Origin of the sequence: Parachitinimonas caeni (genome assembly GCF_030129945.1) — a bacterium.
GTDB classification, from domain to species: domain Bacteria; phylum Pseudomonadota; class Gammaproteobacteria; order Burkholderiales; family Chitinimonadaceae; genus Parachitinimonas; species Parachitinimonas caeni.
Genome location: NZ_JARRAF010000119.1, coordinates 1 through 1385, shown reverse-complemented (window position 1 = coordinate 1385; position 1385 = coordinate 1). Strand labels below are relative to the sequence as shown.

Annotated in this window: 2 protein-coding genes and 1 pseudogene; 2 read left to right on the top strand and 1 reads right to left on the bottom strand. The window is 52.6% G+C overall.

Features of this window, described 5'->3' with window-relative positions; translation table 11 throughout:
* Together PZA18_RS23860 and PZA18_RS23855 are read left to right on the top strand one after the other, a co-directional pair.
* Positions 1–794 (top strand): RHS repeat-associated core domain-containing protein (locus PZA18_RS23860; protein WP_284103395.1); only part of this gene is annotated, 794 nt, incomplete at its 5' end.
* 13 nt (positions 795–807) lie between these two features.
* Complete coding sequence (locus PZA18_RS23855; protein ID WP_284103394.1) at positions 808–1197, top strand: hypothetical protein; 390 nt, start codon at positions 808–810, stop codon at positions 1195–1197.
* A gap of 68 nt (positions 1198–1265) precedes the next feature.
* Here the strand turns inward: PZA18_RS23855 and PZA18_RS23850 are convergent.
* Positions 1266–1385, bottom strand: a pseudogene (locus PZA18_RS23850) (IS30 family transposase); the annotation flags it as partial.

The following is a 1385-nucleotide window of genomic DNA, read 5'->3' as shown; positions in this document are numbered from 1 at the left end:
CCGACCCCGATGGTCAGCGCGTCTGGCAAGCTCAGATTGATCCGTGGGGCCAGCTGCTCAACGAATCCGGCCCCCTCCAGGGGGATCAGCCGCTACGGCTGCCGGGGCAATGGCAGGATGAGGAAACGGGCCTCCACTACAACCGCTTCCGCTATTACGACCCACAACTGGGGCGGTATGTGACGCAGGATCCGGTAGGCATCTCAGGAGGAAGTAATCTGTACCGGTTTGGGTCGAATATGCCGGAGACTTTCATTGATCCTATGGGACTAGTTGGAGAGCTAAAGCTAGAGGGCCCCAGCTTTTTCAAACTCACGACATTTGAAGCCGCGAAGAAAAACGTAACTCTGGATCAGGCGGTTGCAAATGGTGCGTTGACACGTACCGTTACCCTTCCTGCCATTGGCATTGCAGCCTCGCCCGACGCCATTGCCTTGACGGCAACTGCGGGACAACCTATGTGTACGGCAGCCCGAACCTGGTATATGTCCGGTTCAGAGGTAGATGCCGCATGGCGAAGCATGTCACTCAAGGACAAGCTGCTCTATGAAATCGGGCAAAAGACCACGAGCTCCTACGGAAAATATGCCGCCCTCGATCCGGTAGCCAGAGGCGCTGCCATGGTCAAAGACATGGGTTGGTTCGGCGCTCTCGCGCCTGAAAGTGGAGGTTTGGTCTTGGGGGCCGGCACCACTCTGAGCACAGGACCCACACCATTGTTTCGCTGGTTGGTTCCACGTCTATTGGGCGGCAGCGCCGTCGGTACGCTGCCAGGAGATACAGCCAAACCCTGAAGGAGTCTGCCGCGTGAATGGCTTTACCCTGCTGTACGGCGCCATATATTTTATTGTTGTGTACTGGGCCTATCGCCAATACGAAGCTCTCTTGGGCCAAGTAGGCGCATTGATTGTGGGCTTTTCATTGGTCGTTTTGTTCAGGCTTTTGTTACGACTTACTCTCATTTTAAAGAATCATTTTCTCCCAATCCGCCCTCCATGCCTGTGTGGCCGGGCCGGAATAGAAATGCGCATGGTTCAATTCGATTACGAGAAAGATGAAGCCCTCTTTCATTGTGCCTGCGGCCGAAGATATCTTCACAGACAGAATGACTTTTTTGAAATCCTGGATGATGGTCTGCGGTTATACATGAAACAGGGCAAATATTGGCAATGGAGAAGTCCAGTTGAACAGAAGTGACTATCCTGGGTTGAGACGAACCAACCAAAAAAGGTTGGGGGAAGCACTCTTCAAAAAAAGGGGCGATTTCAACTCTGAAGTGCAACACTATTTTTTAAGAGATTGATTTGTTGCTGAAAGACTTCTGCCGGGGTTTTGAATCCCAGGCATTTTCTGGGCCGATCATTCAATGCCCGGGCAATGTCGTT